A 25,337-nucleotide genomic window follows, 5' to 3' on the forward strand; every position below is an offset into this window, starting at 1 on the left:
ATCAACATGTTGTTGTATTTATACCCAATCAGTTACTTTGTGCATCCACTGCAATAGTAGATTGGCTATTTTTAATCCCTTTTAGGAGTTTTATCTCCCTTAAAAAACTGTTACGTTCCAACGATTTAAGCTCAGTTTTAATGGGTGCCCAACGTTGTTCATTACGATCAATACGCTGATACAAAGGTAACTGCCAAGGTACAATTGATAATACCTTTGGCTGCTCTTTATTTCCGCGAATGGTCTCCTCCAGTCTCAAAATATCTACGCTTGATGAGACATTCCCGGCAGATGCGACAGTTAGTGCTAACGGCGCTTGTTCTTGAGTTAATGTTTGGGCTTCAACGGGCGCCTGTTCTTGTGCTTTTTCTTGTGCTTTTTCTTGTGCAAAGAGATGATGTTGTGCACAAACTAATAAGGTAACTATCATCATCTTGCCGAGCCACTTTGTAAGCACTGCTTTTGTTTCATGCATAAGTGTTGAGACTCTGCCGTTATCCATTCGTTTGCTCCCGCTGCAGGACTTCTATTTGACGTTGAATATCCATGATCCACAGACTTGTTAGTTTCTGCTCTTTGCGCAATGATTTTACTGGCGACACAATACGTTGAATTTGAAGATCAAGTAAGGCTTTATATATTTTATAGTCCGCTAATGCCGCAATTTTGTCGCCGACATAGAGGTCATTTAAAATACCTCTATTGCGATAGCTATTAGCATTGCCAGGCCAAGCGTCAATTGCCTGGTTGTAATGCGCTTTAGCTAAATCAAATTTGCCTGCGTCACGATAGATAGCACCAAGGCGATTGTGTGCTTGATAGTTGCTTGCGACTAATTTTAGTGCTGTTTGGTAATCGCTTATTGCTTTCTCGTTTTCTTCTTTAGCTAGCAATATATCGCCGCGTAATACCCACACTGCTGTGTTTGGTGATGCCTTAAAATCGGGATCATCAATCACGCGTTGCACCTCAACCAAGGCTTTATCTGGCTCACCATTAGCTAACTGATTTATCGCGCTTTGCACACGACGTAACTGACTAGAATTTAAATTCGCTTGATTTTGTTTGTCTAATTTGAACGCATTTACTGTGCCCATTAATCCGCGCGCTTGCAATGCAAGAGCTTGCTCTTCTAGTTCCTCTGGGGTTAATTCAAGCGCTATTTGAACTGCATCAACAGTATCAGCATCACCGCTCAGACTAGCCTCATCTGCTTTTTCAGTGTGACCAGATGCAGTTTCAGCATGTTGCGTCGACTCAGCGTCAGGGCCCGAAAACCCAGGCAGGGACGGCAGGCTTGAGCAACCCGATAAGATCGTAGAAAAAGCAAATACCAAGACCAAGAGTCGTAACTTTGCCTTATTTAAAATCATTAGCACTCAACTCCTGAATCTGTTCTGGTTTGCGGTAACGCACCGGTAGTAAGTTTTCGAGCGTTTTTAAACTCTCTTTTACCCAGTCATCATACAAACCACCATGCGCGCGTTTAGCGTTATTCTCATGCAAGGTAATAGACGTTTCTTCAAATGGAAATGCTTGCTCTTCTAATAACAATTCATACTGGCTTAACTCTAGCGCACTCAAACCGGTCGGACGACTCGATTGCATCAAATCTTTAGCCAACACAGAATATACATTAGCCAGCGAATAGTTGGCTTGTGTGGTGTACTCAGCGATCCCATAGGCCATCACGCCATCATAACGAGCAATGGCGTTTTTAAGCGCATTCTGCTTGCGCTGCAAACTTTTGTTTAACGGTAGCGTTAACTTAATTTTTTGGTAAGCAATATCTGCGTCAGTAGCAAATACCATCGACGCCATCGCGGCTAAATAACGTGAACGTGGTGACCGCTCAGAACCGGCTTTTTGGTCTGCTTGAATTAGTTTGTTTAGCCAAAAACGACGTTTTTTGTCATCACTCGTTTCGTTATAAAACTCGGTCATCTTAAAACGCGCTTCGTTTGCATCAGCTAGCGGCGATGGATATCGATGCGCATAACTTCTGTAGGCACTCAATGATGCTTCGCGATCACCCGCTTTAGAATAGTAATCAGCAGCAACGTACAATGCATCCCTACCCAATTGAGTGTCGGCTTGTGCTTTATGCTGTGCCATTAATAATACAGCCGCAGGCTGCCATTGCTCAGACTCCTCATAAGCAACTAATAACTTACCCGGTATACTCAACACTAAGTCATTTTTTGGGAAACGGGTTTGGAAATCAAGCAATAATGGCAACGCTTGCGTAAAATTTTCTAAGGCCAGTAAGTACGTAGCTGCATCATATTGCGCTGCAGCTCTAAAGGTTGAATTAGGGGTTTCTTGCATAATGCGTTGAAGTAACGCCACACTGTCAGTAACCGCACGTCGTTGGGTTTCACTTAACTGAGCAAAGTCCCTACCTTCGGGTAATGGCGCTGCCAACGTTTGTTTCACTTTGGCTGACGCTAACAGCTGTTCTGACTGCTGAAAGAAAGTAGCTGCCAAACGGTTAGTAAGCGCTTGCACCCGTTTATCCTCTGACTGCAATATACTTAATAATGTTTCATAACCGGCTTGCGCGACTTGGTAATTTTCCAGTGCGAAATTACCATGCGCGAAAACGAGGCGAGCTGAAATTAAACTTTCTGCGTTTACAGCATGCGTTGCAATATGGGCGTCGCGCCAGCCTGCTTTTGGCAGATTTGCGCTTGCATAAGCTAAACCATTTACTTTGTCAGCGGATAATAACCAATGGCTCCAGCGTATTGCATCTGTGTATTTTCGCTGTTCGAACAACCGTTGCATCAAAGCTTGTGCCACATTCACCGTACGTGAGTCTGTAGCAAAGGTGTCAACAAACAAACGCTGACTGATCATCTTCCTGGCTTCTAGCTTTTGGGTAAAGTCAGCTTCACGTGAAACTGTATTTTCAGCAAGTTTCTCAAACAACAACAAAGCAGCATAAGCGGCCTCGCTAGCCAAAGGATTAGGTGAGTCTTGATATGCATAAATTTCAAAGCTTTCAATCGCTAAATTGAATTTGTTTGCAGAACTTAATGCCTCACCAAGATAGAAGCGCATTTGTGGCACTTCCTCGTCAGGTGTAAAAGTGCGAATAAATTGGTCATAATAACCGGCCGCATTTACAAATGCTTGTTGCTTAATGTTACTCAATTCGCTAATTGAAGCCGCTGTCCAAGACGCGCTTTGCACTTCTGATATTGCCAAACCCACGAATGATCCTTGGGCTGTTTCATCACTGCTCAATTGCGCATTTGATACCAGCATATTCTCAACGGTTTGCGCAATACTATGTTCGTTTTGTGCCAACTCTTTTACATAACGGCGCAAGTAAGCGCTGGTTTGGCGACCAATAATACTCTGTAATCCAGAATAGTGCTGCCCATCGACCCCATACGCGGCCACAAATCCTTGCTTACCTTCCAGCACCAATGCAGGGAATTTACCCAATATATAAGCATCAATATGCTTAACGTAAAACTCCACAGCACGCTCATGTAATGGATAAGTATTAGCGAATACAAGAAGGGTGTCAGCACTGTCTTTGAAGCGGCTATCGTTCAAATGTTGCTGAGCTAGCTGTTCATAAATTAAGTTTTCATAGGCGCGCTGACCATTCACAACAAAGAAATCGTTAATTGCGTCACCATTACCTTGGTACGAAAACAATAGCGCCATGATACGAAGCGTGTCTTGCACTAGTTTTTGCTGCCCTAGCTGCAATGTATTAATGTTAGTGTGGGTTTGTGTATAGCTGTTTTGCTCTAGGGTCTCATCTAGCATTTTAGAAAATGCCATTAATGCTTTGGCATGCTCTTCTTGCTTGAAGTAGCTCCAACCCAGCATGTAAGCAGAAATACCATAAAAATTATTAGCAGCAATGTTCGCTTTTTGTTCAGATAAGGCGAGCACCTGAGCATAATTTATAACTGCATTATCGTAATTTTGGCGATTAAAATAGTATTCGCCAATACGAAAATACAATTCAATATGATAGTTAGTCACTGCGTTCTCTGCGCTTGGAAATGTGCTTAAAAAGCGCTGAGCGACACTCACCGACTCATCCGGCTTTCCATCTAAATCAAGGGCTCGAGAAAGTTGGTACATGGCATCCATGTATTTTATTTCTGAGCGCCTAGCTGCGGCTACTGTTGCTGGGTCATCAGACAGTAAATCGGCTTGTGCAACCGACTTGGCTTGCTGCTCTAAGACTTCTTTATAACTAGAAATTGCTTGCTTAAAGTAAGTTGCAGATTGTAATTGCCCAATGCCTTCAGCCTTATTATTGATCGCTGCGCTCGCTTTTGGATCCTCACCGCTCTGAGTTGCAGACTGGCTCGCTTGCAAGGCTTCTAATGGAATACCATCTTCTTGCGCTTTTTCGGCAAGTTGCATTTCAATATCAGCTAAACGAAAAGCGACTTGTTGGCGCTGCTTCTCATCTTTTAATAACGGTAACAACGCTGCATATTCATCGCGTGTTTCTTGTAGCGATAATCTTGGCGCTATAGAGGGCTCAATCTTTATCGGCTGCAGGTCTAATTCAGCTAATGTCGGGCGGTTACTGATACCTTCATTGATAAGTGACCCTTCTTCATCAGAGCTAAACATACTGCAGCTTGCCAGCACCATGGAAAAAGAGAGAATAAGTATTTTTTTCATCTTATAGACCTCTTCCTGGTTCTGCTAAATCTTGTAAACGAATAATCGCAAGCCGGGTTGCTACTTGTTGATCAGCTAACGCTTGCATTCTTAGGTTCATATTAGCTTGTAAAAACTCAGTTAAGCGTCGAGTAAGAGAATCAACTAAGGCTTCAGTCCGTGCATAGTCAGCTGCAGCACTTAAGGCCATGACGTCAACACGCGAGCGCTGCTCATCAGTGCTACTGGTGTTGTTTTGTAACTGCTTAAGTCGCGTATATTGCTTGTTGGCATCAGCGTAGGCTACTTTTAGTTGATTAAGTTGTTTTTGATGTTGCCAGCGCGTTGCCGGATACGCTTCTGATAATTCCCATGCCAATACCCCTTTTAAACGAACAACACGTTGTCCGTACTTTTGCGATAAATTAGCTTCACGTTCAGTATTAATACGCAGTATTCTCTCTTCGCCTTTATCGAGACGCTCAAGTGCCGATACTTGCTCAGTTGTGGCCAATAACTTAGCGGAAATTTGGTCTGAATTAAGGATCGTTTCAAAAGCCTCAATATGTAACTGAGTGCGATCAAGGGTTTCTTGTGCATCAGTTAACGACAACGCCTCGCTTCTGCGCTCAAATGCGAGTTCACGTTCATCAAGTAAACGATACATGCCGTCAATTTGCGCTAAGTTCCCTTCGAGCGTGTTCAACAGTTGCTTGGCCTGGCCCCGCACGCCGAGTAAATATGCGCTGTCGATATCGCCATTACCACTAAGTAATAAAATTTGCAGGTCACGATGTTCTATTGGCCAATTACCATTCTCCACGGTATCGAAAAAAGCAGCTTGTTGCACTTGTTCACCAAAGCTATTCAACGAGGTCATTACGGCGTCTAATTGACGAGAGGAATCGCGCAGTGCATCAAATGCTTCAGCCAATGCGCCTTGCTGCTCGTAGCCATACGCCAATCCATGACTGGCCTGCAATGCATAGATCCCTTTGCTGTTATCACGTAAATATTGCCAAGCCGCCATTGCCAAGGGCCAACGGTTTTCTTGTGCTAATGTCCAGCCATAAGTCAACATGGCTTGTTCTGCGTGCAACGATTCACGGCCAATTAATTTAAGTGCGATCAGCGCATTGGCGTAGTCTTTTTGCTCAAGTAGGGTAACACCTAAACCATAGTTTAAGCGGTCAAATAATGCGTTACGTTCTTGAAAGGCCCGGTCTTCTTGACTCTCTGTCAAGCCATTACCGAACCAATTAAACCATGACCACCAACTTGAGCTGTTGTTTTCTTCTTGTATCGAATTTTCAACCGGTGTGGCGTTCAACAGCAACTTCGCACTAATGAAGGCCTCATTCGCGGCATCATAATCTTGCTTGTTATGTTCTATTACCGCTTGATTAGCAATAAGATAGGTTTGATAAATAGAGTCACTGCTTAATTCTCCTGCAAGTGTTTCCCAATCAGCGCCCATATTCATGCGTTCATGACTAACTTGGTAGACCAGTTCTTCCCAGTGGTCTTGGCTTAGCTCGTCTTCTAAATCATTCTCGATAATCGCTAAATATGCGCGTTCGCTTACGCCCATGCGTTTTTGTGCAAAGCTGGATTTAGCTAACCAAAACCACGTATTTGCTTGAATATAAGGATTGCCTGATTGCGCTAGTAAGCGATTAAAAATGCCTTCGGCTTGCTGTGTCATGCCTAACTGCAAACTCACTGCACCTCGCATTAAATCGAGTCGGTCTTGGTTGTCAGGTCCGTAGGGTGTTTGCGCCCTCAATTCGTTTACGCGGGTTAATGCACCTTGCAATAAGGTTTGGTCGGGAGCGCCTTGGAAGTAACTATAAACCACCTGACCAAAGGCAAGGTCTTGGCGTTTTTGCGCTAAAATTTGCACAGCGCTGCGCGTATCTGCTGCAGGTGTTGGCGGCTTTGGCGTTGAAAAACAGCCGTTAAGTACTAACGAAACGAGCGCAATACATGCAAAGTTAGTGGCCTTTAATTGAGTCATAAACAAAAGCAAATCGACCTAAAGTAATATGGCTGAAAAAGTAGGTTGTTGCTTTGATGTCGAATCCACAATTTTCAGTTCTATCGTGGCTGCTTCATCGTCTTTATCAAACTGCAATGTAACAGCGCGCTTGTAAGGTCTATTTTCAGGTCCTGTACCAATAAAAAATGCAGATATTTCTCTGTCACCTTGATTTATATTGCCGACGAACAAACGCTGAACACCGCCTTTATACAGCGCATTCACTTGCCTTTGTGTATACAAATAATGAGTTGCTAATTTACCATCAATTTTTAACTCAACCGCATCGAGCTTGAAGTATTCACCCACATCCATAGATAAATAAACGGCAACTTGGGTGCTGGATGGAAACAATAAGTCTTCTTCCAAAATAAACAAATCACGATTCAAATTCACCAATGCTTGTTTGAGCGTTTCCATTTCAGCCGCTAAATCGCTATCTGCAACCGCCGGCTGATTTTTAACTTCGGCTAGCACAGGCGTTTGCGTATCGCTTGGATCTTGTTGCGCATTTGCGTTGTTGGTCCACAATGCCGCTGCAATTAACAGCATAATCGCTAAGCATGCTTGCACTAATACATTCTTAATTAATAGCAAAGCAACAATGCGCGTAGTGCTTGGCAAATCCTTTACAGTATGGATTGATGCATTTCTAATTGTCATATTTAGTACCAAATTGAAGCAAATATGCGTAACACATTTGCCGAGAATCCAAACAATGGCTCTTCACCCACAGGCGTTTGGGCCGTGGCATCTCTGAAGTCATTGTAATCAAATTTCATGTAATCCCATTCAAAATGCACTGCACTCTTTTTGAAAGTAGCGGTTTGAGAGAATTGCCATTCGTAGGACACGCTTATGCCTGCGGTTAAGCCTGTATAGGTGCTCATTTCTTTGTCGCGAGCCATAAAATTAAACTCATTGGGACGGCTAAATAAATCTTGGTAAAAATCAGCTTTATCCTGTTTATAGTGGCGTAAAAACACTTCAAAAATCCAATCATCTTCAACCGGATGGATGTAACCTAGCTTCACGTTTTGCGCTTTTATGCCCCAAGTATCATTGTATATTCTAGCGTCACCATAAATAGCGGCGCGATAAGGAAGATAATAATTGGCATTTATCGAATAGGCTGTGCTTGAGCGAGTATTCGGGTATTTTTCTGTCACAAAACTAAAGCCGCGATCCGTCGTAGGGTCAAGGAAGCGCACTGCACGGTATGGATTATTCAAATAGCCTTCATCCGAGATATGCTCAATGTTAAAACCAACAATTAAACTCTTTGTAGCCACTTGGCTAAAACCTAAACCAAACTTTTGACGATCAGCTTCTTCCTCGAAGCTTTCATCACCGCGACGACCAACAACATCCCACCCTTTTGAATAACTCAATGAAATAGTACTTAAGTCACCAAAAAAATCCTGGCTAACACCTACATAGAGAGAATTGGCTTCAAAATCATTTTCACTACTGTTAGTGAAACTCGTGCTTAATAATGTTTTGTTATTCAGATAATCCAAGCCAACGGTTTTTTCCTTGCGTACCTCTTCATATGGACTCGCCGTTGCACGCACATCAATTGACGCACCTGAAACAGTATCAACATAATAGTTTGCTGACACCGACACTTTGCCGGCAATATTTTTTCGCAACAAAACCGATGGTCCATCAATCGTCACGCCATCGCCTTCGTAAGAATGATAAAGCACGTCAGCGCGCTCAATAGGCAGCACTGCAGCCTTAGTCCCACCCACAAAAACAAGGCTTAAAATTAGGCCTAAGGCGACTAACACACGCTTAACCATAGTCAGGTTTTGAGTAATTGCCTGCGTGGTTTGTAGTTTAGTTACAGCCACAACCACCACCTGCGCCGCCATCGGCACCACGCGCACCTTCGCGAGATTCAAACACGTGCTTAGCATACGCCAAAGCTACCGGATTACGATTCATACTCATAATAGGGTCAGCTAAGTTACTGCGCTCATACGGTTTAACCCAAGGCTCGAGATTAGCCAATGGATTGATGCTATCATTGATACTTTCAAACGTGCTTGCACAGCCGCTGGAGAGCGTTGCGATGCAGGCTACAACCAATAATCGGATAGACGCTTTGTTCAGTAATCTCATGTGTACTACTCCCTCATCAGCATTTTAATCGCTTTTTCATATTTCTTTTCATCGCCCTTGCGGTAACCAGGATGCAACAGACGTACGGTACCATCGCGGTCAACTATGACGGTAGTGGGCATTGCGCTGACATCATACAATTGGCTTACTTCACCCGATGTATCAAACAGTACTGGAAAGCTTACTTCAATGTCTTGTAATAAAACGTTGGCTTTGTCGGCTTCGTCATCCACATTTACGGCGAGTATTTCAACACCTAAGTCTTGGTATTCTTGGTAGAGTGCTTCAAATGCCGGAAGCTCTTCACGGCATGGACCACACCAAGACGCCCAGAAATTAACCAGTACGATATTGCCACGTTGTTCGGACAGTCTAATATTGCCGCCATCACGACTCTTTAAAGTAAAGTCAGGAGACTCCTCACCTGATACCGGTTTTGCCATCGCGCCAGCACTACAAATAGTTAATGCAACTACCACCGCGCCATTCGTTAACAACTGACGCATGCGCACTGTTGATAGCGGTTTGACGAATAGTAATGTTGCTAAAGCTATATTTATGTTTGTCATTATTTAGTCCTGTCAATTAAAAGAAGAACGTTGTGCTTAGCGTAATTGCTATATTGTGAACGTCCTTTTCTACGCCGATAATATCACTGGAAAATACATGATCACGAACGTCTACTTTTAACGCCCAAAAATCAGTCAACAGCAGTCGATAACCAGCACCAGCACTTATCGTAAAGCGTTCGTCACCACCAAATTTGGTACTGCCAGCGCCCAACGTAAAGTAGATATCTGAATTGAAGACTACGTTATCTGTGAAGAAAGTTTCACCATTAATGTTATAACCTAGTGATAAGTTATAATACGTATAGTCACGTTCTTCTTCGGTTAAGAAAGGTGCGCCTCCAGACAATTTCTCAAAACTGGTTTGCCCTGCAGTTGCTTGTGCATAACGGGCTTCAAGAAATAAATTTTCATTGATATGATAGGCTAACGAGACCCCCACAACCGCGCTTGACTCAAAATCTTCAATCGCAATAAATCCACCAAAAATACCTATTTCAAGGTCTTCGGTATCAATATCCGACTCATTAATTTCACGGCGTTGAATATTTGGATCAATCAATGCAGGAGGCTGGTCAGTATTTGCTTGCATCGAACGCGCTGCGCTTTTTACTGATGAGCCTTTTACTGATGAGCCTTGCGCAAATACGTGCGCATTGAATAAACCAATACTCAATACAACAGCTGTGCTTAATACGACATTTCTATTAAATTTCATTCATTTCACCATACTATGGGTTTCATGCTAACGCGATATTGACTGCTATCGCCTATCTGTTACTTTTTGCTTGCATTTATTGAGGGCTTGTCGGCTAAAAAAAGACCGAAAAGCCTAATTTAAATTCTTCAATTTGTTCTTGGTCGTCTCGATCTGTTAGTGCAATAATATTTCGATATTCAAATTTTATAACCATATTGCGCGCAAAATAATAACGTATACCGGCGCCTACTTCATAAAAGTCACTCTTGCGAACCTCATCACCACTTTGCACTAAATTGGAACGAGGGCGCGTATTTATACCACCAGCACCAATCGTTAAGTAAGGGCTTACTTTCCACTCAGGGAATATATGATGCTGTATTCTAATTGACCATAATTTATTTTCAGAAAAATCGCCCAACGCTTGAGTATACGTTGCTTCGGCAACTAAGTTACCCGTCACATTCCAAGCCGCAGCAACTGACATTGCAGTCACACTTTCTAATATGCCGCCAAAAGCACTGAATTCAAATGTACGATTAGTGTAATCTTCGAAGCTGCCTGTTGGTACATAAAGCAACTCACCGCTGGGTTTGATAGTTTTACCAAGTTGCTCAGCTGATATCCAGCCCTCTTGGCCTGTATAAGTAATGGCTTTGTACCAGCCGGTTTTCTTTTTAAATATAGTGATGGTTTCACCTTGCTCAGCAACGTGAAAAATAGGATATTCGCTGGCAGGGCCGGTACGAAAGTCAACGTAGGGTTCGACAATACTGACAATCAAGTCATCTGCTTTGGCTGCAATGCTATAAAAGGCAGACGCCATAATAACGACAAATAAAAAGTGTGGGTTTAATTTCATTAATTTGTTGGTGCATCAAATGGGTTATTGTAGTTTTGGCCACCGACATCGAGCCATTCGCTTATCATTTTTAATTCAGCTGGACTCAACCAACCTTGGTGACTACCGCTTTCAAATGGAGCAAAAAAGCCAGCGCTATTACTCGCACCACTCACATTCATCGCACTACCTACGCCCACTTGCTGTGTTACCTGAATTGGGTTGCCTTCTTCATCCAGAATAAGCTCACCATCTTCATCGAGCTCAAATACTGGATCACCACTGTTATCAAAAACAGGTATCAAACGCGGCAAAAGCGCTCCGTCAATTAATTCCAATTCAACATCATTAAACATGAGTTCACGGTAACTAGTCAATAATTCTGCATTGGCTGGTGACGGATTACCAGTTAATTCTAGTTGCACTGCAGGGACTTGCAATTGGTTATCTGCATCAAAACGATTATGACAAGCCACACATGTGTTATCTGCCACCACTAAACCATCGGTATCAACGATTGCACGATCAAGCTCAAAAAGCGGTTGAATGTGATCCGGAAAATTAATCACAGCGCGACAAATTGAGGTCCACGTTTGTGCGCAACTTTGAGTAATAGGCAATGGCGTTAGCAAATCGGCATAGCGGTATTCAATATTATCAGCGGGCGTTTGCACTGCCGGGTCTGCCCACACATCTGCAAACAAAATATCAGGCGTTAGGTCAGGTACACCGTTAATACGTGTAAAGGTTTCAGCCATGGTTTCGCCTAAATCTGCGAAAAGTGAAGGGTTAGTATCAGGGAAGGGCACGCCAGTACTTGGAGCACCATTATTAATAGAAGGCGTTTCAGCATCGCTTCTGCCGTGTGGACGCAATGTAATATCAGAATTATTACTGCCATCATGGCAACCACTGCAAGTTTTAGTTTCACCGGGAGCGACTTGCAACCAATTTTGGTGGCGCGCCGAAATACGTTTACCTTGTGCATCAACAATACTAATGCCAAAAGGCACTTTAGCTGGCACCGCTACTTTAACCGAGCCATCTGGTTGGATCGGTGTGTAGCCGAGCACTTCGCGCATTAATTGGTTTCTTGAGCGCCCAAATGCACTATTCTCAATATCCAAAGTATTCTCATCGGGTATAGACACACTTTTAATAATTCGAAGGAAACGAGCGGGTCTCTGGTCAGGGGCAACTACCGTAGGATTTGCCATATTCACAATGCCTTGTGGGCTGAAGTCTTCACCCGCAAAGTCATATACGCTACGAATATGAATAATCCCCATATTGGCATCAATTAGGGCTGTTTCGCTGGTATCAATGGTTGATGATGGATCGGCAGGAAATGGACGGCTCTCAACCGCGACAACTTCCGAATAAGAGGCATCTTCTTGGGGCACAACTAAAGGTAACTGCGTGCCTTGAGATGGGTCAAACATCCATAAACCATACAGTGGGGGTGCTTTTTCATATGTTGGGTCAAGTAACGTTTCAAGAGAGCAAGGCACGACCGAACGCACTTCATCCGTACCTGCATCTACTGCTAGGGGCGCCAATAAACGGCATTGACTCCAACTAAATAGTTGACGACCGCTGCCGTCAAACAAGGGATATAAAGCAGCAATATAACCACCGGGAGAAATATCTGCCTCTATATCAATATTTTCAAACAATGCCTTTTCTTGCGCCGGACCAGTTAACGAATCTGCCGCTGCAATAGGCGTAAAGTTATCGATATAGTTGACCACATCAATAGTAACAAAATCAGTGCCTAATTCGTCTTTTTCAAACGCAGTGAGTGCAACAAGAATACGACCATCGGGTGTCACCCGAGTTTGCGTAAAATGAATATCTGCGTTATTGCCGTTAGAATCGACATGACTATGGCGGCCATACAATATTTCTAAATCGCTACCGTCCGGATTCATTTGATAAAGATGCACGCCTTTGCTGCCACCGAATTGGTCCCAGCGACTAAAGATAATTTTGCCATTGGGCATCACCAATGGGTCTAAATCGTGGCTTTGATTATACGAAATTTGCTCCAGATTTTCACCATTCGCATCCATAATATGCAATACCGAAGCATGCACATCTCGGCTTTCTTCTAAGCCAGCATATTGCGGCTTGCCTTCATCCAACAGACGTGCTTGATTGCCACGTTGACGAGTGGAGCTGAATAAAATGCGACCGTCGGCTAAGTAAACTGGCCCGGTATCTTCACCGGTTTGTGCAGCAATATCAGAGGAAATAACACGCCGTAACTCTTTGCTTTCAATAACGTATTCCCAGATGTTCCATGTCGGTTGTTCGTCATCATCGGCGTTTTCATCTTCTGGAGCTCGCATACTAAAAATAAGACGTGAACCATCATATGACGTTTCTAAGTCTTTAATATCAATTGGTAGACGATTACCCTCTTCATCTACTCGGTCTTCGAATACGTTTGCGGTAATATCAACTTCAATGGCAGTTGCATTGGCACGCGCTTTTAAAATCAGCGATGCACCGGGAATAAAAAGAGCAGGGGCCGTAATAGAGCGCTGCACGTCAGCGCCTTCAATACTCAAGTCTCGTTTCACAACGGCGATGGGTACATCGACAACAACCGGATCAGGCTTTTGTTCTTGGTTGCTTATATCTTCACCGCCACAAGCGGCAATGACAAATATGCATGAGCAAAGTAGTACTGTTTTCAGTGGTTTTGTTAACAAATAGTCAGTATTTGGATTACCAGTCATCATATTACTCTGCTCATTTTGAAGATAAATCTGCATCGCTACGATACTTACCTACCTTACCTATTTATAGTGTCACTAAAGTGCAACGCCTGTATTTACCTGACGCGAAAGGTATATTTATTCGATGCCCTACTAAACACACTTTGACCTGAGAGGGATAGCCTTACACCATGCGGTCTATACAACAATCTTGTTTTCTATATTTAAGGATTAATTTTTATACCGTGCCTTTAGGTATACTTTTCACCCCGCAATTGCGACAATTAATAACCAAAACAGTAAATATATCAACAAGTAATATCAAATTGATATAACAATTATTTTCCCTAGTAACAGGTTGTCGGCAATTATCAAAAGCACATTAATGCCACAAATAATAAAAAATCCCGCTTCTAACCCATTAAAAGTCACAAAAGCTGTCTTCATCACGGGTTCATTCAGACTAAGTAATTGAAAAAAATACTGGTTCAGTGTCGCATTTAGGTAACACCCAACTGTGTTTTGATTTAAAGAAGTAACTGAGATAGCTTAATAAATTTTAGTTTAAACGTTATAAAACAATACATTAAAAAGAACGGCACATTTATTGATTAGAGGCAAAACTAGGCCCTTTATTGCCGTTTTTTTTTATACAACGATCAATCGAGTGATTAATCGGTATACGGGCAAACACTTAATGTTAACAGAGAATAACTAACGATACGTAAAAGGCGGGTATAACATGATTCTCATTCAAAAAAGGAGTTGGTTCGATGTACTTATTGGCAAAAGAATCAAATAACCCACCTGATCACGTTTCTTTTCATCAAGTAACTATGAATATAAAGCAGTTGCTGAAACTTATCTGCTTGGCTACACCGATCATTCTAGCCAGTACGTTAGCATCTGCGGGATCCTTAGAACAAGCCAAACGCATGCACGATCGTTTGGCAGGCGTTCCGGGCTCCACAGCAGTAATCCAGACAATGTCAGACTTAATAGACGCAGGCGATGCTCAAGGAGCAGCGCAAATTGCAATGCAGTCACCTAGCTTTTATAACGTCACTATAAAGAATTGGGTTACACCATGGACAAACGAAGAGTTTGACGTCTTCGCGCCGCTAAACGACTACACAGCCACGGTCATTGGTATGGTTAGAGATGAAGTTGATTTTCGTCAAGTCTTAACCGGTGACATTCTATATATAGCAAATGCCAACGCAGGCGTACCCGCATACAGTACAAATAATAACGCACACTATGAAACTTTAGAAGATGAAGGCGCAGACCTATCGAGGGCCTTAGTCGCAACCACACAGTCCTCGCTGACTGGTATTCCCGCACCAGCGACTGCTGGCGTAATGACAACGAGAGCTGCAGCCAAAGCATTCTTTCAAGATGGCACAAACCGCGCCATGTTCCGCTTTACACTCATGAACCATATGTGTGCTGACCTTGAAGCATTTAAGGATACCAGTAGTCCGCCAGACAGAATTCGGCAAGATTTGAGTCGCAGCCCAGGTGGCGATAGCCGCATTTTTACAAACTCATGCTCAGGTTGTCATTCCGGCATGGACCCATTGGCTCAAGCCTTTGCTTATTATAACTATGACTACAACGTTGAAGCCGACCCTGATGGCGAAAATGGTCAAATTGTTTATAACGCTGAAGGGCAAGTCGACCCTGAAACGCAGCTAAGAGTACAAGCTAAATACTGGATAAACTCGAATAACTTCCCATTCGGTTATGTCACCATGGATGATACATGGGAGAACTATTGGCGGACCGGGCAAAACCAAACAGTTGGTTGGTCCAACCAACTTTCTGGCACCGGTAGTGGCGCTAAATCAATGGGTGAAGAGCTAGCTAACAGTCAAACCTTTGCAAATTGTCAGGTAAAAAAAGTGTTTAAGAACGTGTGTTTACGTTCACCTCAAGACCAAGCAGACCGCGCTGTAATTGCTCAAATTCAATCTGAATTTATGGGCAACAACTACAATATTAAAAACGTGTTTGCCGCAACTGCAGACTACTGCAAGGGGGAATAGAACATGGTTAACTCAACTTCAAACTCTAATTTGCAAACTGTGCTGAGCAAAAATGACAGCACTGGCACGTCAATGTATTCTCAAGCGGTTCGTCATATTGGAGCTGCTAGTATCGCAATTTTGCTACTTGCTAGTTGCGGCGGAGGTAGTGATGCAATAGTAGAACCGACACCCTTACCACCGCCAGTTCAGCAGCCCACGTTGAATTATACAGGCCCAGCACCAGCAACTACCGACGTGCAAAACTTTAAGTTAGCCCTTTGGGATAACCTAGCGAAACCAGATCGTTGCGGTGCTTGTCATATTCAAGACCAGCAATCACCACCTTTTGCTCGCTTCGATGATATAAACCTTGCTTATACAGAGGTTAACGGTCTTATTAATACCTCGCGTATTGCTGACTCTGCGCTGGTTACTAAAGTTGCTGGCGGACACAACTGCTGGTTAAGCGACGCATCTGCTTGCGCTGATATTATTAGCGCATGGATTGGCAATTGGGTAAGCACGGAACAGGTGGAGACAAGCATAGAACTCAATGCCCCTGTGGTTAAGATCCCCGGTGCAAATAAGAATTTCCCAGCGGACTCAGGCTTGTTTGAATCAAATGTGTATCCTGTATTACGTGCACATTGTGTTGACTGCCACCAATCAAGCGCTGCTATCCCTATATCGCCCTACTTAGCCTCATCCGATATTGCTGAAGCGTATGCCGCGGCAACCTCGAAGATGAACTTAGATTTACCAGAAGATTCGAGGATCGTAGCGCGACTACGAGATGAGTTTCATAACTGCTGGACAGACAATTGTCAGGCTGATGGTCAAGCCCTAGCAGACGCTATTCAAGCCATGGCAGATGCCATTGACGTAACCGAACTAGACGCAAACCTAGTTAGCTCAAACGCACTTACTTTATTTGATGGCACCCTCGCTACCGGGGGTGGTCGGTTTGAATCTAACCTTATTGCAAAGTGGGAGTTTAAAACCGCTTCGGGGAATATTGCCTTCGATACCAGTGGCGTAGAGCCCGCACTCAACCTTACCCTAAGCGGCGCTTACGAATGGGTTGGCGGTAATGGTATTCAACTGACTGATGGTAAAGCACAAGGTTCGACTACCGACAGTAAGAAGGTCCATGATTTGATTGTCTCTACTGGCGAGTTTGCCATCGAAGCGTGGGTTGCTCCTGCAAACGTCACACAAGAAGGGCCTGCGCGTATTGTCAGCTATTCAGGTGGCCGCGACAGACGTAACTTCACTCTGGGTCAAACGCTCTACAACTACGACATGCTATTGCGCCACGGCAATACCGATACCAATGGCATGCCTGCGCTAAGTACGCGTGACGCCGATGAAGATTTGCAAGCCGCACTACAACATGTCGTGGTTAATTATGATGGTGTTGGCGGTCGCCAAATTTACGTGAATGGCGAATCTACAGATGACCACGACACGATTGAAGCTGCGGGTTTAGGTGACTGGGATGATAGTTTTGCATTCGTCCTTGGTAACGAAGTCTCGGGAGATGTGCCATGGGCAGGTACCATCAGAATGGCCGCTATGCACAATCGTGTATTGACCTCAGAACAAATCGTGAAAAACTTTGATGCCGGTGTGGGTGAAAAATTCTTTCTCTTATTCGGTGTCTCAGAAATCATTAATGTCCCGCAAAGCTACATTGTGTTTGAAGTGAGCCAGTTTGATTCATACAGCTACTTATTTACCGAACCTTCAATGATAAGCCTTGATGCAAATGCAAATCTGGATGGCATTACGTTAACCGGCATTCGTATTGGCGTGAATGGTCGAGAATCAAGAGGCGGTCAAGTATTCGCAACATTAAACCTAACCGTTGATGGTGTAGAAGCGGCGAGTAATGATTTAGGCCAGCAACTCTCTGCACAAGGGACCATTATTCCAGTGCAAAAAGGGCCTGTCCAAGACGAATTTTTCCTTACCTTTGAAGTATTCGGAGATGCGGTCTCTTTGCGTCCAACTGCTGACATGCCGTTAGCAGCGCAACCCGTCGACTTAGCACCACAATCAGACATTGGTATTCGGAACTTTGCTGAAGTAAATGCAAGCATGGCCGCACTTACCGGTGTGTCGTCTTCACAAGTAGACGTCAACGCAAGCTATCAGCAGTTGCGTCAACAACTGCCCAGCATAACAGACATGCAAAGCTTTTTAGCCTCAAACCAAATGGCAATCACGCAAATGGCAATACGCTATTGTGACGTTATGGTTGAAGACAATAGCCTAAGAGCCAGTTACTTTCCACAGTTTGACTTCAACAAATCAGCTAACGAAAGTCTTGGCACCAATGAACGCGCAGCGCTAGTTAATCCGCTTATAGACCGCATGATCGGTAGCGGCTTGAGCAGCCAGCCCGCTTCGGCAGATGTATCAACTGAGCTAAACAACTTAATCGATCGCTTAACGACTTGTTCAAATAGCAATTCTTGTTCAGCGCAGACTATACCCACAGTAGCAAAAGCAACTTGCGCAGCCGTTCTCGGCAGTGCTGCTGTTGTTATGCAATAGCAGATGCGAATAGGTGATTAAAATGAAAAAAATAACACGTACATTTTCAAAAAAATACGCCGTCGGCGCGAGTGCAAAAACTGACCATGGTGGCATGGGTGGTAAAAACGGATCGAATCCAGATGCACCACTGTTTCATCAAGACCACGGCAAACCCGTAACACGACGTGACTTCTTAGCTCAAGGTTTTACGGCTGGTATGGGCGCTGTTGTTGGCGGTTCAGTATTGAGTATGTTGGCAGGTTCTGGCAAAGCGTATGCATCCTTATCACCTGATTTAGAGGCATTAAAAGCAGGCTGCGGTATTGCGACTCAAGGTGCAGGGAAAATACCTTTTATCGTATTTGATTTAGCCGGTGGTGCTAACATTGCAGGTTCAAATGTACTGATCGGGGGTCGCGGCGGACAAATGGATTTTTTAAGCACCCAAGGATATAGCCGTCAGGGCTTGCCTGGAGATATGATACCAAGTATTGCTAATCCGGAAGTCGGGTTATCTGATTTTATAAATAATGAATTAGGCTTAGCATTTCACGCTGACAGTGCATTTTTGCGTGGTATTCAAGATAAACTAGCCGTAGGTAACCGCGCTAATGTAAACGGTGCCGTTATTCCCGCTCGATCAGAAAATGACACTGGTAACAACCCACACAATCCAATGTATGGTATCAATCGTGCAGGTTCAGACGGCTCGTTACTAACCTTAATTGGTTCAAGAAACTCAGACAGTGGTGGCAGCTCAATGGCACCTGCAGCGTTGATTGACCCGGCAAAACGACCAACTAAAGTCGACCGACCGTCCGACGTAACCGGCTTAGTTGATACCGGCGACCTCGTGGGCTTATTAAGCCAAGAAGACGCCGTGTCGGTAATGGAGTCGGTCCAACGTATTAGTGACATGAAGCTCAATCGCGTCGATACAAAAATTAGTGGCGACGAAAACTTAAAAGAACTCGTGCGTTGTGGTTATGTAAAAAGCGCAGATATTGCGGATAGATTTGGCGACCCATCCTCACTTAACCCAGAACTTGATCCTAATATTGTGGGTGACGCTGGCATCTTCACTCAAACAGAATTTGACGGTGACCGTGAGTTTCAAAAAACAGCGTCAGTAATGAAGTTGGTAATGAACGGCTTTGCAGGCGCTGGTACCATCGCCATGGGCGGCTATGATTATCACACCGGTAATCGAGCATCTGGTGAAGTAAGAGATCTGCGCGCTGGCAAATGCATGGGTGCGGTATTGGAATATGCAGCTCGCGTTGGTGTTCCGGTCATGATGTATGTTGTCAGTGACGGCTCTGTATTTAGTAACGGTATGATAGATGACTCTGAAAACGGTCGCGGTAAAGGTGTATGGACGGGTGATAACTCCTCCACGGCTGCTTCTTTTTTCATGGTCTACAATCCTAACGGCACGCCTCAATTAATTGGTGGTACGCCAGAAGAACAGGCTGTTAGCCAACAAATTGGCTATATGCGTCGCGATGGGTCTGTTGAAACCTCAGCAACACCGGCAGCAAACAACGTAAACTTGCTAGTCGAAACAGTTATTTTAAACTACCTTGCTTTGCACGGTGAGCAGGGGCAAATGCGCACGTTATTCCCACAAACAGGCCTGGGTAACTCGGCGTTAATGGATTCATTAACCGCATTTGAACCTATCGTAAATGGGGTGATTATTGCTTAGTAAAGCGAATAAACGCTAACTTGGGCTAGGTTGTGGAGTTTAACGATTTCGAGGTAACAGTCTCGTCATGGGTGACAGGCAGGAATGCTTAAAGGCATTATTATGCTTAATATATGGCGACATCAATACAAGTAGAAACCGGTCTAAACACGGTTTCTACTTTTCTTTATATCTAATTTATATGTAGTTTATATCGAGCTTATATCTAGCTTTTTATTTAACTTTCTTCCACACAAATTGCTCGAATGACTTATCCACAGGCGTATTGCCAATGTGGTTAATGTAATTACTCATCACCTTTTGCGATAATCCTAAAATGATGTCCAGTAGATGCTGTTCGCCATAACCCGCTGCGTAAAAGCTATCTAATTCTTTTTGGTTAATGTGGCCGCGGTTTCGCACGATAATCAGAGTGGTATCTAGTAACGCTTGCAACTTAGTTGTTGGCATCGGTTGTTCATTGCGCAACGCATCCGTTAATGCAGGGTCTACTTTCATTGCATGTGCAATGCCGGTATGAGCAGGTACACAATAATGACATTCGTGCTCAACATTAATACCTTGCCAAACTACGGTTAACTCTTGGGCATTAAATGAGGAATTACAAAATAATTCGTGTAGCTTTTGATATCCCTCGAGCACTTGTGGTGAGGTCGCTAAAATGCCGTGCAAATTAGGTGTCATACCAAACGCTTTTTGAGAGCCTTGCAATAATGGTTTACTTGCTTCAGGAGCTGATTCAATTGTGTGAATAGTTAGTGATGTCATTGGATTTCCTTTAAATGAAAAGTTACTTCAACTTACGTTTACATGTGACAGTTACGAAATTTACGGATGAATAGATACATCGAGAAGCCTCTACACTGTAATCACCATAAAAGGGGTAATCGATTTCCTGATTTCATTCATATGAAATCAGTTGACCCTTGGCGTATTGCAATAATTGGAGTGAAGTACCTTGTGTAAATCTGCGCTGCCGCTATTTAATACCAATCGGTATAGTTTGATTAAATGGTATTGTACCGATTGGTATAGTAAAGTCAACGGGTATAGATTTAGAGGTAAAGATGAAGGTGAGGGTAAATAGAACTAAAATAAGATTTATTTAAGAGTGGAGACCTACGGACCCAGCTTAGTCGAGCCCTATTCCGGCAAGAATGCTATCTACAGAATATTCTAATTCTGCTCTTAGCGCACCTGAGCGGGCCATAGCAGCAGTGCCTTTCAACATTGTATAAAGACATAAACTATTGGATTGAGCATTCTGACTTAGCCCTAACAGAATGGCTTCAGGGTCGTTACTAAAAATGTCAGCGTAACATTTTGTTGGTATTGCTTCTGCACTTTTTAGCAATAACTCGGCTTGCATCGGTATGCCACCGCTAATCAACTCTGATTGACATAAAACTAAATAACAACCTTTAGCATCAGGAGTACTGCATTGCATATCAACAATCGACATCATGTGTTTTTTAAAGCGGCCTTTTAACGTGGCACCTTCCTCGAATAGCAATGCCATATGAGGTTTCATTTTGATTTCGAGATAGCGCTCAGTTGCTTTAATAAACAAGTCTTCTTTATTACCAAAAGCGCGATATATACTGGGCTTATTGATATTCATCCTTTCAATAAGGTCACTCATTGACGTACCGCTGTAACCCTTCTGCCAAAAAACATACATTGCAGCATTTAGTGCTAACTCATAATCAAACTCGCGCCTACGACCACTAGCCAACGTTTATTCCCCTGAAGTTAAATCAACTTATTTATCTTTCGATGTTTATGTTGCTGCGCCCTATGTTACCACTTGGTATAGAAAATTCAATTTTGAATTTATCTATCTGCAGTTGAATGCTCAATCGACTAGCAAGATCGATAATCTAGCGAATAAAGGTCATCGTTCGCAGACCTCTTATTGTTGCAGGCCATTCGAATAATGCATTTTACGTTGATAATCCATCACCACCGCATCGTAACCATCAATTCGATTAATCATACCCAGACCGTCTCGTAAACCCATAACAAAAACCGCTGTCGACAATGCATCGTTATAAGTGCTACTTGGACCAATAATCGATACCGACTGCACATCGTAAGTCGATTTACCCGTTTTAGGCGACAAGATATGATGATAGCGTTTACCATCTTCTTCAAAGTAACGTTCATAATCACCTGAAGTCGACATGGCGGAGTCTTGCAATGGCATGACCACTGCTTGTTTTTCTTCGTCTCTAGGGTCACGTATACCGACAATCCAAGGCTTGCCCCGGCGGTCACCAATTAGACGAGTATCGCCACCTGCGGTCACTAAGCCGTGCATAATGCCCATGCGTTCGAGCAATGAAATAGAGTTATCGACGGCATGACCCTTAGCAATACCACCTAAGTCAATTTTGACTTTTTCATGCGTAAAGGCAACGGTCTTATTGTGTTTATTGAGGTCGATATGTTTGTAGTTAACCGCAGCTAATAATGAAGCAATAGTTGCCTCGTCTGGACGTTGATTTTGCTTATAATTATACAAGTAACCCACACTCGCAAAGGTAATATCAAAAGCTCCCTTTGTGAGCGCAGAAATATTTACTGATTTATCCAGCAGCTCAAACATTTCATCACTGATCACCACCGGCTGTTGACCCGCCTTTGCGTTGATAAGGCTTAGTTCGCTGGTATCAATATAAGGACTCATCAGTTGGTTAATACGCTCCATTTCTGCCATGACAGATCTCAACGCAAGCTCACCTTGAACTGGCGTTTCAGCCCAAACCTCAACGTATATATTGGTCCCCATAATGCCTGCACTCTCAGAATACCACTCAGCTTTGAGTGAAGCAGAAAAGGCCAATACGAGAACAAGCAAAACACTGTTAATAACGCGTATATTCATGCAGAGTTAACCTCAATCAAAGTGTGTGCTTTTTGTAATTCTATCAGAAAAAATTACGCTTTATTAACCCACCCCGTATAAATCGATAGCGTATTACTGAATGGTGATTAGAATTGGGTATTATAGTTGGGCCTTAAAATTGATAGAACAGATTTGCTAAACCGAAGGTAACTACAACCAAAAGTGCACCGCTAATAAGATACTTGGATGCGTAAGCGCCTTCCTTCCTGTGCTGCAAACAGTAGACAATGCTTATAGGAAAAAATAACAGCGACAGCACACCGTACGCATATTGTTTGTTGCCAAATGCAGTTACTACAACAATGAGCGAACCGACAAAAAACAGTGCCGCGCCAAGCCCCACCAATATTATCATTATTACATTTACAGCTAGTTCCACTTTATATTTACCCTTGCTCGTAATATGATTAAGAATCGAATTAGTTATCTTTCTAATTGATTTGGCTCTTAGCTAAACAGACTAGAAAAACTTCTTACCTGTGAGTGCGATATAAATGGCAAAGAAACCAACGACAGCATAAATAATTTCAAATGCATCAATACCATCAAAATTGCCTTTAATTGCCTCTGAAATCAACATAAAAGCAAGCAATAATGATGGCATGGCGAGGACACCTATAATAATGCGTACAGTCAATGACAGCTTACCTTTTTCAGTTATGTGCAATCTGCTCTCTCTTATTTATTACTTTGAATTAGGCATCGCTAATACGATTTAATTAATGAGTTTTTACTGCGTATTGCTTGGCTCATCCTCTAGATTTGCTACCTGCTTCAGCATCGATAAATTCGACGCAACTTAGCATTAGTTGTCGCAGCCCTTATTTTTCACAGACCTTACTTGTCGCAGTCTTTATTTGTCACAGACGCTGAGAAATGATGATTTGGCTATTGCGGCGCTCTATTTGCCGTGAAGCCATATTCTTTGCCTAAACCAAAAATAATTCTCTCAGGGCCAATAAAATTACCTTTAATCGCTTCATCCCATTCGCATTGCAGCGTGCTCGTGCCTTTTCTAAGTTTGCATGACCACAGGCTAATTCCAGATTCTATTTCGTTGTACTCACCGCTTAATTCCCAACCGCGCCCCACGTACTGAGAAATAATTTGATGGAATCGTTCTTCCGACACCTCTTGAATAATATTGAGCCCATAATATTGGTACTTAAATTCAGTTAACTTTTGTCCTAACAAAGCAAAAAGACTCATTATTCCCTCACTCCGTAGTTTTTTTGGATGTACTATTAACCTAGGCTGACTTTTAGCTTAGCACGATGTTCATCATACTGGGTAATATCAGAGCAGCGCGTGGCGTCCAATATAGCAGGGAGAAGAGGGATCAACAAAAGGAACATCGGTTATTCAGCAACTATTTCCAGCCTTGCAACCAATGACTCTCATCTTTTAAGTCTAGCCAATTAATCGTCATGGCACGTTTTGACATGACAGCCTCTATGCAGCAGTCAACAACAACAATACCTTCCTCATCAAACTGCATCTTAGAAATGATAAAGTGCTTTTCTTTGTTAATCGGTGTTACCGCGGTCCACTTACTGTTAAGTAATTTTTTGGGGTTTATTTTATTCATTGTAACTCAACTAAATTCTGCCACCGCGAAACACTGACAGTATAAACGATCAAAATTAGACTGTAGCTCAAACTAATACAGGCTACTCAACTACCAATCTAATTAAGAATTCCAACGAATGTCAGATAGCATGACTATAATAAAGGTCGCGAGCGGTCCTAAAAGTATCGAAATCAAGAACCAGTTGAGTCCTCCTCGACCTTTACCTTGCGCTAGTCCTGCATTTATTAACGCTAATGTGCCCCAACCGACAAAAAAAGAACCGTTATTTAGTACTGCTTCAGACATTATTTAAACTCCTTTCAATATTTATTTTGCTAATTAACAACCCGTACAATGTGCTCGAAAGCGGGTAAGTTAACTATACTTTTATAAGTTTAATTAGTTTGCCAATAGCTTTTCAAGTAGCTCATCTATTTCAACTTTAAGCCCTCTATCTTCTATTTTATTAGCGCTTATTTTTGCGTCTTGGAGATTTTTAATAGCAGCGTCAGTCTGACCTAATTCAACTTGTAATGTAGCCATCGAAAATGCGATCGAAGACAGATGATCTTTTGAATTAATCGCACCTGCTTTTTCTAAGGCTTTTGCATAGCCTACAATTGCATCCTCTAACTCTTCGGTAAAATCAGCCAGTGTTTCCCATTGCTCCGGGTGATCTTTGTCGGTGTTTTCGTTGTCAATGCAAAGGGCGTTTAAATCCGCATAGAGCGAGTCAAATGCCTCTCGATCCTCTTTATCAGCAGCGTCCATTAGCTTTTCAGCTAAGCGATAGACGGTCTTATATATTTTAGTATTAATCATTACTACTTACCTTTTTGTACATTCATTATGTTCTTGCATGACCAAAAGTCTGATTATTCTTGAAAACTTTCGGGTCAAGTATGAGCCGAGTTGACTCGCTTTTGATTTAACGGGAA

23 protein-coding genes are annotated in these 25,337 nt (G+C 43.0%); 3 read left to right on the plus strand and 20 right to left on the minus strand.

Annotation, left to right across the window (positions count from 1 at the left end; genetic code table 11):
- Positions 1-28: 28 nt before the first annotated feature.
- The 11 genes from G399_RS0109570 to G399_RS0109620 all read right to left on the minus strand — a co-directional run bounded on the left by G399_RS0109570 (position 29) and on the right by G399_RS0109620 (position 13,699).
- Positions 29-502 (minus strand): hypothetical protein, encoded by a 474-nt coding sequence (locus G399_RS0109570; RefSeq protein ID WP_006014020.1) that lies wholly within the window; start codon positions 500-502, stop codon positions 29-31.
- Complete coding sequence (locus G399_RS0109575; RefSeq protein ID WP_006014018.1) at positions 495-1,373, minus strand: tetratricopeptide repeat protein; 879 nt, start codon at positions 1,371-1,373, stop codon at positions 495-497. The genes G399_RS0109570 and G399_RS0109575 overlap by 8 nt, the downstream gene beginning before the upstream one ends.
- Complete coding sequence (locus G399_RS0109580; RefSeq protein ID WP_006014016.1) at positions 1,360-4,665, minus strand: tetratricopeptide repeat protein; 3,306 nt, start codon at positions 4,663-4,665, stop codon at positions 1,360-1,362. The genes G399_RS0109575 and G399_RS0109580 overlap by 14 nt, the downstream gene beginning before the upstream one ends.
- 1 nt (position 4,666) lies before the next feature.
- Positions 4,667-6,661 (minus strand): hypothetical protein, encoded by a 1,995-nt coding sequence (locus G399_RS0109585; RefSeq protein ID WP_226989006.1) that lies wholly within the window; start codon positions 6,659-6,661, stop codon positions 4,667-4,669.
- Between the two features lie 18 nt (positions 6,662-6,679).
- Positions 6,680-7,345 carry a hypothetical protein gene (locus G399_RS0109590; protein ID WP_006014012.1) on the minus strand — a complete coding sequence of 222 codons (666 nt, stop codon included), beginning with the start codon at positions 7,343-7,345 and terminating at the stop codon, positions 6,680-6,682.
- Positions 7,346-7,347: 2 nt separating this feature from the next.
- A complete protein-coding gene (locus G399_RS0109595; protein WP_006014011.1) occupies positions 7,348-8,538 on the minus strand; it encodes a DUF3570 domain-containing protein in 1,191 nt (396 codons plus the stop codon).
- Positions 8,525-8,809, minus strand: a complete 285-nt coding sequence (locus G399_RS0109600; RefSeq protein WP_006014010.1) for a DUF4266 domain-containing protein — start codon at positions 8,807-8,809, stop codon at positions 8,525-8,527. The genes G399_RS0109595 and G399_RS0109600 overlap by 14 nt, the downstream gene beginning before the upstream one ends.
- Before the next feature lie 5 nt (positions 8,810-8,814).
- Positions 8,815-9,378 carry a TlpA disulfide reductase family protein gene (locus G399_RS0109605; protein WP_006014009.1) on the minus strand — a complete coding sequence of 188 codons (564 nt, stop codon included), beginning with the start codon at positions 9,376-9,378 and terminating at the stop codon, positions 8,815-8,817.
- Positions 9,379-9,394: 16 nt separating this feature from the next.
- Positions 9,395-10,096: an outer membrane beta-barrel domain-containing protein gene (locus G399_RS0109610; protein WP_006014008.1), complete on the minus strand. Its 702-nt coding sequence runs from the start codon at positions 10,094-10,096 to the stop codon at positions 9,395-9,397.
- 94 nt (positions 10,097-10,190) lie between these two features.
- Positions 10,191-10,940 (minus strand): SH3 domain-containing protein, encoded by a 750-nt coding sequence (locus G399_RS0109615; protein WP_006014007.1) that lies wholly within the window; start codon positions 10,938-10,940, stop codon positions 10,191-10,193.
- Positions 10,940-13,699 (minus strand): HzsA-related protein, encoded by a 2,760-nt coding sequence (locus G399_RS0109620; protein ID WP_244877396.1) that lies wholly within the window; start codon positions 13,697-13,699, stop codon positions 10,940-10,942. Before G399_RS0109620 ends, G399_RS0109615 begins: the two co-directional genes overlap by 1 nt.
- A gap of 716 nt (positions 13,700-14,415) precedes the next feature.
- On the opposite strand from G399_RS0109620, the gene G399_RS0109630 reads away from it, so the two are divergent.
- The 3 genes from G399_RS0109630 to G399_RS0109640 are packed head-to-tail and all read left to right on the plus strand — an operon-like array spanning position 14,416 to position 19,921.
- Positions 14,416-15,690, plus strand: a complete 1,275-nt coding sequence (locus G399_RS0109630) for a hypothetical protein (protein WP_006014002.1) — start codon at positions 14,416-14,418, stop codon at positions 15,688-15,690.
- A gap of 3 nt (positions 15,691-15,693) precedes the next feature.
- Positions 15,694-18,231 (plus strand): LamG domain-containing protein, encoded by a 2,538-nt coding sequence (locus G399_RS0109635; protein ID WP_006014001.1) that lies wholly within the window; start codon positions 15,694-15,696, stop codon positions 18,229-18,231.
- Between the two features lie 22 nt (positions 18,232-18,253).
- Positions 18,254-19,921, plus strand: coding sequence for a hypothetical protein (locus G399_RS0109640; RefSeq protein ID WP_006014000.1), 1,668 nt, complete (start codon positions 18,254-18,256; stop codon positions 19,919-19,921).
- Positions 19,922-20,134: 213 nt separating this feature from the next.
- Here the strand turns inward: G399_RS0109640 and G399_RS0109645 are convergent, their stop codons facing one another.
- From G399_RS0109645 to G399_RS0109685, 9 genes are all read right to left on the minus strand, one after another.
- Positions 20,135-20,689 carry a carboxymuconolactone decarboxylase family protein gene (locus G399_RS0109645; protein ID WP_006013999.1) on the minus strand — a complete coding sequence of 185 codons (555 nt, stop codon included), beginning with the start codon at positions 20,687-20,689 and terminating at the stop codon, positions 20,135-20,137.
- A 364-nt stretch (positions 20,690-21,053) separates the two neighbouring features.
- Positions 21,054-21,656 carry a TetR/AcrR family transcriptional regulator gene (locus G399_RS0109650; protein ID WP_006013997.1) on the minus strand — a complete coding sequence of 201 codons (603 nt, stop codon included), beginning with the start codon at positions 21,654-21,656 and terminating at the stop codon, positions 21,054-21,056.
- 177 nt (positions 21,657-21,833) lie between these two features.
- Positions 21,834-22,808 carry an FAD:protein FMN transferase gene (locus tag G399_RS0109655; RefSeq protein ID WP_006013996.1) on the minus strand — a complete coding sequence of 325 codons (975 nt, stop codon included), beginning with the start codon at positions 22,806-22,808 and terminating at the stop codon, positions 21,834-21,836.
- Positions 22,809-22,941: 133 nt separating this feature from the next.
- The gene (locus tag G399_RS0109660; protein WP_148277463.1) at positions 22,942-23,208 is read right to left on the minus strand and encodes a hypothetical protein; all 267 of its coding nucleotides are present in this window, start codon (positions 23,206-23,208) and stop codon (positions 22,942-22,944) included.
- Positions 23,209-23,289: 81 nt separating this feature from the next.
- Positions 23,290-23,496, minus strand: a complete 207-nt coding sequence (locus tag G399_RS0109665) for a hypothetical protein (protein ID WP_026843620.1) — start codon at positions 23,494-23,496, stop codon at positions 23,290-23,292.
- A gap of 221 nt (positions 23,497-23,717) precedes the next feature.
- A complete protein-coding gene (locus G399_RS0109670) occupies positions 23,718-24,038 on the minus strand; it encodes a hypothetical protein (RefSeq protein ID WP_006013993.1) in 321 nt (106 codons plus the stop codon).
- A gap of 160 nt (positions 24,039-24,198) precedes the next feature.
- On the minus strand, positions 24,199-24,417 hold the full coding sequence (locus tag G399_RS0109675; protein ID WP_006013991.1) for a TIGR02450 family Trp-rich protein: 219 nt from the start codon (positions 24,415-24,417) through the stop codon (positions 24,199-24,201).
- Between the two features lie 102 nt (positions 24,418-24,519).
- Positions 24,520-24,705: a hypothetical protein gene (locus tag G399_RS0109680; protein WP_006013989.1), complete on the minus strand. Its 186-nt coding sequence runs from the start codon at positions 24,703-24,705 to the stop codon at positions 24,520-24,522.
- A 93-nt stretch (positions 24,706-24,798) separates the two neighbouring features.
- Entirely contained in the window at positions 24,799-25,221 is a 423-nt protein-coding gene (locus G399_RS0109685) for a hypothetical protein (RefSeq protein ID WP_006013988.1), read from the minus strand.
- Between the last annotated feature and the right edge of the window lie 116 nt (positions 25,222-25,337).

The sequence above is a fragment of the Brumicola pallidula DSM 14239 = ACAM 615 genome (genome assembly GCF_000428905.1).
GTDB classification, from domain to species: domain Bacteria; phylum Pseudomonadota; class Gammaproteobacteria; order Enterobacterales; family Alteromonadaceae; genus Glaciecola; species Glaciecola pallidula.

Bases quoted from the DNA above. Each gene is read 5' to 3' on its own strand.
- G399_RS0109580 (WP_006014016.1), bottom strand. From the start codon at position 4,665: ATGAAAAAAATACTTATTCTCTCTTTTTCCATGGTGCTGGCAAGCTGC.
- G399_RS0109670 (WP_006013993.1), bottom strand. From the start codon at position 24,038: ATGAGTCTTTTTGCTTTGTTAGGACAAAAGTTAACTGAATTTAAGTAC.
- G399_RS0109615 (WP_006014007.1), bottom strand. From the start codon at position 10,940: ATGAAATTAAACCCACACTTTTTATTTGTCGTTATTATGGCGTCTGCC.
- G399_RS0109620 (WP_244877396.1), bottom strand. From the start codon at position 13,699: ATGCAGATTTATCTTCAAAATGAGCAGAGTAATATGATGACTGGTAAT.
- G399_RS0109640 (WP_006014000.1), top strand. From the start codon at position 18,254: ATGAAAAAAATAACACGTACATTTTCAAAAAAATACGCCGTCGGCGCG.
- G399_RS0109590 (WP_006014012.1), bottom strand. From the start codon at position 7,345: ATGACAATTAGAAATGCATCAATCCATACTGTAAAGGATTTGCCAAGC.
- G399_RS0109630 (WP_006014002.1), top strand. From the start codon at position 14,416: ATGTACTTATTGGCAAAAGAATCAAATAACCCACCTGATCACGTTTCT.
- G399_RS0109685 (WP_006013988.1), bottom strand. From the start codon at position 25,221: ATGATTAATACTAAAATATATAAGACCGTCTATCGCTTAGCTGAAAAG.
- G399_RS0109570 (WP_006014020.1), bottom strand. From the start codon at position 502: ATGGATAACGGCAGAGTCTCAACACTTATGCATGAAACAAAAGCAGTG.
- G399_RS0109680 (WP_006013989.1), bottom strand. From the start codon at position 24,705: ATGTCTGAAGCAGTACTAAATAACGGTTCTTTTTTTGTCGGTTGGGGC.
- G399_RS0109585 (WP_226989006.1), bottom strand. From the start codon at position 6,661: ATGACTCAATTAAAGGCCACTAACTTTGCATGTATTGCGCTCGTTTCG.
- G399_RS0109610 (WP_006014008.1), bottom strand. From the start codon at position 10,096: ATGAAATTTAATAGAAATGTCGTATTAAGCACAGCTGTTGTATTGAGT.
- G399_RS0109600 (WP_006014010.1), bottom strand. From the start codon at position 8,809: ATGAGATTACTGAACAAAGCGTCTATCCGATTATTGGTTGTAGCCTGC.
- G399_RS0109635 (WP_006014001.1), top strand. From the start codon at position 15,694: ATGGTTAACTCAACTTCAAACTCTAATTTGCAAACTGTGCTGAGCAAA.
- G399_RS0109575 (WP_006014018.1), bottom strand. From the start codon at position 1,373: ATGATTTTAAATAAGGCAAAGTTACGACTCTTGGTCTTGGTATTTGCT.
- G399_RS0109605 (WP_006014009.1), bottom strand. From the start codon at position 9,378: ATGACAAACATAAATATAGCTTTAGCAACATTACTATTCGTCAAACCG.
- G399_RS0109645 (WP_006013999.1), bottom strand. From the start codon at position 20,689: ATGACATCACTAACTATTCACACAATTGAATCAGCTCCTGAAGCAAGT.
- G399_RS0109675 (WP_006013991.1), bottom strand. From the start codon at position 24,417: ATGAATAAAATAAACCCCAAAAAATTACTTAACAGTAAGTGGACCGCG.
- G399_RS0109655 (WP_006013996.1), bottom strand. From the start codon at position 22,808: ATGAATATACGCGTTATTAACAGTGTTTTGCTTGTTCTCGTATTGGCC.